Source organism: Nocardioides sp. NPDC057767 (assembly GCF_042798275.1).
In the GTDB taxonomy this organism is placed as follows: Bacteria; Actinomycetota; Actinomycetes; order Propionibacteriales; family Nocardioidaceae; genus Nocardioides.
In genome coordinates, this window is the sequence record NZ_JBHVKJ010000116.1 from 1 (window position 1) to 4,507 (window position 4,507).

The following is a 4,507-nucleotide window of genomic DNA, read 5'->3' on the forward strand; positions in this document are numbered from 1 at the left end:
GTCGGCGCGTTCGAACGCGCCGACTCGGCGGGGATTGTGGTCAGGACGAGCCGACTCGGCTGCGGACCTACTGCGCGTCGCGCTCCTGAGCGGCGAGGGCGCGGGCGACCTCGTCACGTCCCTCGCGGACGTACCGCTTGGCGGCGGGCTCGGCGGGGGAGGTCTCGAGCCACTTGTCGGCCTTCTCCAGGAGCTCGGGGGAGGCGGCCGGCTTCGGGAAGATGAACTCCAGCACCGTGGAGGCCCGGTGGGTGCCGAGGTGCTCCCAGAGGGTGTCGGCGGCCTCGAAGTAGCGGTCGATGTAGGGCGCGAGCACCTCGTCCTGACCGCTGCGCTGGAACGAGAGCACGATCGAGCGGGCGGTCTCGTTGGCGACGTCGGTGCGGACGACGACCGCGTCCCACGCGGCCTCCTTGGCCTCGGCGGTCGGCTGCGCGGCACGCGCGGCGGCCGCCTTCTCCTTGCCGGAGATGGTGTTGTCGCGCTCGAGCTCGGCGGCGATCTCGGTCTCGCCGAAGGTGCCCGAGGCGGCCAGACCGGTGACCAGTGCCCAGCGCAGGTCCTGGTCGATGTCGAGACCGTCGTAGGCCAGGTCGCCGGAGAGCAGCCCCTGGAGGTCGGCGATCGCGGCCTCGGAGCGAGCTGCCGCGGCGTACGTCCGGGCGAAGGTGAGCTGGTGGTCGCTGCTCGGTGCGGCGCTCTCCAGCAGGCCCTTGAGCCCGCTCTCCCAGCGCGCCTTGAGGGCGTCGCGGTTGGCCGGAGCCGAGAACGAGTTGACCGCCTGGGCGGCGAAGACAGGGATCCGGGTGACGCCCCAGGCGTCGGTCTCCTGGCCGATGTTGGCGAGCACGAGCTCGACGAAGTCGCTGGCCCGCATCTCGGCGTCGCGGGTCATGTCCCACGCGGCACCCCAGATCAGCGCGCGCGAGAGCGAGTCGTCCAGCACGGACAGCGACGACAGCGCGGTGGCCAGCGAGCGCTCGTCGAGCCGGATCTTGGCGTACGTCAGGTCGCCCTCGTTGAGCAGCAGCAGGTCGGGCTGCTTGACGCCTTCGAGCTGGGGAACCGAGGTCAGCTCACCGGTGACGTCGATCTCGAACGCGTCGCGGCGGACGAGCGAGCCGTCGACGAGGTCGTAGAGGCCGAGGCCGATGCGGTGGCGGCGGAGCGTCGGGTAGTCGGCGGCGGCCGACTGGCGCACGGCGAAGGCGGCGTAGGAGCCGTCCTCGGCGAGCGTGAACTCGGGCGCGAGGGTGTTGACGCCGGCGGTCTGCAGCCACTCCTGAGCCCAGCCCTGGAGCTCACGGCCGGAGGCGGCCTCGAGGTGGCGCAGCAGGTCCTTGAACTCGGAGTTCCCGTAGGCGAACTCCTTGAAGTAGGCCTTCAGGCCCTCCAGGAAGGGCTCCAGGCCGACCCATGCCACGAGCTGCTTCAGGACGGAGGCGCCCTTGGCGTAGGTGATCATGTCGAAGTTGACCTCGACGGCCTGCAGGTCGTAGTTGTCCGCGGCGATCGGGTGCGTGGTGGGCAGCTGGTCCTGGCGGTAGCCGGTCTGCTTCCGCGCGTTGGTGAAGCCGGTCCAGGCGTCGGTGAACTCGGTCGCGTTGGCCTGGGCGTGGTAGCAGGCCCACTCGGCGAAGGACTCGTTGAGCCAGAGGTCGTCCCACCACTTCATGGTGACCAGGTCGCCGAACCACATGTGCGCCATCTCGTGCAGGATCACCGAGGCGCGGAAGTCGTAGAAGGAGCGCGGCTGCTTGGAGCGCGGCAGGTACTCGTCGCGCAGCGTCACGGCGCCGGCGTTCTCCATCGCGCCCATGTTGTATTCGGGCACGTAGAGCTGGTCGTACTTCCCGAAGGGGTAGGGGAAGTCGAAGGCGTCCTCGAAGAACTCGAAGCCCTGCTTGGTGATCTTCACGACCTCGTCGCGGTCGAGGTAGGGGACCAGCGACTGGCGGCAGTAGTGGCCCAGCGGGATCGTGCCGAACTTGCCCTCGTAGACGTCCTGGACCTCGTGGTATTCACCGGCGATCAGCGCGGTGATGTAGGTCGACATCTTCTTGGTGGGCTCGAAGTCCCAGGTCGCGCGGCCGTCGCCCAGCGGCTTCGGCTCGGGCGTGACGGCGTTGGAGACGACCTTCCAACCCTCGGGAGCGGTCACGTGGAAGGTGAAGACGGACTTGAGGTCGGGCTGCTCGAAGGTGGTGTAGACGCGGCGGGCGTCGGGGACCTCGAACTGGGAGTAGAGGTAGACGCGGTCGTCGGCGGGGTCGACGAAGCGGTGCAGGCCCTCGCCGGTGTGGGAGTAGGTGCAGTCGGCCTTGACGACCAGCACGTTCTCGGCCGCGAGGCCGTCCAGCTGGATCCGGGAGTCCTGGTAGGCCGCCGCGGGGTCGAGCGCGACGCCGTTGAGCGTGATCTCGTGGACGGTCGCGTCGACGAGATCGGCGAAGGTCGAGGCGCCGGCCTCGGTGGAGGTGAAGGTGATCGTCGTCGTCGAACCGAAGGTCTCAGCACCCGTGGTGAGGTCGAGTTCGATGTCGTACGAGAGGACGTCGAGGAGTGCGGCTCTAGCGGTGGCCTCGGCGCGCGTCAGATTGGTTCCAGGCATGCCTGGATCCTCTCACTGCGCCCGGATTTCGAGACATTTATATCGGCGTTGTTGCCCGTTCTTGGGAGTCGCTGAGCGCGAAAGGTAAAAATACAGTGTTGTAATTCCGACACACCGGTATCAATAGTTGACAACTTTCTCTAGGGTGCTCTTGTGCCCCTCAAGTCACAGAAACACCAGTATTCACAGAAGCCGCGCCGGGTGGGGAAGCCTGGCGGGGCGCTGCGCCGGACCTTGGTCACCGGCGCGGTTCTGCTGCTCGTCGGCCTCGGTGTGCAAGTCATCCCCAAGTTGGCATCACCGGCGCACGCGGGCTCCATCACGCTCTGCTCCGGATTCTCGGACTGCCGCAGCAAGGGCTACTCCACCGCCGGCTACGAAAGTGCCTGGGGAAGCATGTACTGGCGCATGTACGCCGGTCGGAACTGCACCAACTACGTCGCGTACAAGCTCATCCAGACCGGCCTGCCGAACGCGCGCCCCTGGTCGGGCGAGGGTAACGCGACCAACTGGGGCGTGGCGCTGAGCAGGTTGACGGACCGGACCCCGACGGTGGGCTCGGTCGCCTGGTGGCACTCCTCGCACCCGAGCGCGAGCCGCTTCGGGCACGTCGCGATCGTCGAGCGGGTCAGCGAGAACTCGATCACGATCTCGGAGTCCAACTACGGCAGCGACCTCAGCTGGCGCCGGATCGGCAAGGACTCGGTGAACTACCCGACCGGGTTCATCCACTTCAACGACCAGCGACTCTCGGTCACCAAGCGGCCCACGATCGAGGGCACGGCGCAGGTCGGCAAGGCGGTCACGGTCAACACCGGCTCGTGGAGCCCGAACCCGAACAAGATCCGTTACCAGTGGATCGTCGACAAGAAGCCGATCCCGGGTGCGACCAACAAGACCTTCCGCATCCCCGGCTACCTCGCCGGCAAGCAGATCGCGGCGGTGCTCACCGGCGTCCGCCGTGACTACAGCGAGGCCAAGACGATGAGCGAGATCCTGCCGCCGATCAAGCAGGGCACGTTCAAGGTCCTGGCGCAGCCGAAGATCACCGGCACCCAGAGGGTCGGCTCGACGGTCGCCGTCGGCGGAGCGGACTACGAGCCGTCGGCCAAGATCGGCGAGATCCGGTGGTACGCCGACAAGACCCTGATCTCCCGCAGCACGTCCCGCTTCCTGAAGGTGCCCGCCACGGCCTCCGGGAAGAGGATCGGCGCGGTCGTCGTCGGTGTCCAGGAGGGCTACCGTCCGAAGCAGTCGTACGCCTTCGCCGACACCCTGGTCGGTGGTGGCAAGGCCCCGCAGCAGCCGGCGGAGCCGCCGCCCGGCGGCACGCTCACCCAGACGGCAGCCGGCTTCGTGAAGGGCGGCACCCGTCTCGGCGGCCTGATGCAGGTCGACCCGGGCAGCTACAGCGAGGAGGTCGACCTCTCCTACCAGTGGACGCGTGAAGGCACGCCGATCTCCGGCGCGACGAGCCACAAGTACTACCCGACGGACTCCGACGTCGGTCACCGGCTCAGCGTCACGGTGGTCGCCCGCTCCGGCAACGGCGAGACGCTGAGCAAGACGTACGGCCCCAGCGGCCTGGTGCGCGTGAAGCCCACCGTCGCGGTCACCGCGACCGGCGGCTCCGGTCAGGCGGAGGTGGCCGTCAAGGTCACCGCGCCGGGCTACCAGCCGACCGGGACGGTCAAGATCACGACCAACGGCGGACGTACGGTCACCAAGTCGCTCAGCGGCGGCGCGACCGGGATCACGTTCGTCAAGCTCCCCGAGGGTGAGTACGCCGTCACCGCCGCCTACAGCGGCGACGAGGTCGCCTACTGGGCCAGCGGGGGTGACTTCACCACCGTCAACTGAGGTCACTGGTGGAAGCAGCGTGGGCCGGAGCGATTC

At 68.2% G+C, this 4,507-nt stretch carries 2 protein-coding genes; one reads left to right on the top strand and one right to left on the bottom strand.

Features of this window, described 5'->3' with window-relative positions:
* Positions 1-67: 67 nt before the first annotated feature.
* The gene (gene pepN, locus ACFVDI_RS28470) at positions 68-2,611 is read right to left on the bottom strand and encodes an aminopeptidase N (RefSeq protein WP_378912240.1); all 2,544 of its coding nucleotides are present in this window, start codon (positions 2,609-2,611) and stop codon (positions 68-70) included.
* A 201-nt stretch (positions 2,612-2,812) separates the two neighbouring features.
* On the opposite strand from pepN, the gene ACFVDI_RS28475 reads away from it, so the two are divergent.
* A complete protein-coding gene (locus tag ACFVDI_RS28475) occupies positions 2,813-4,471 on the top strand; it encodes a CHAP domain-containing protein (protein WP_378912241.1) in 1,659 nt (552 codons plus the stop codon).
* Positions 4,472-4,507 lie beyond the last annotated feature (36 nt).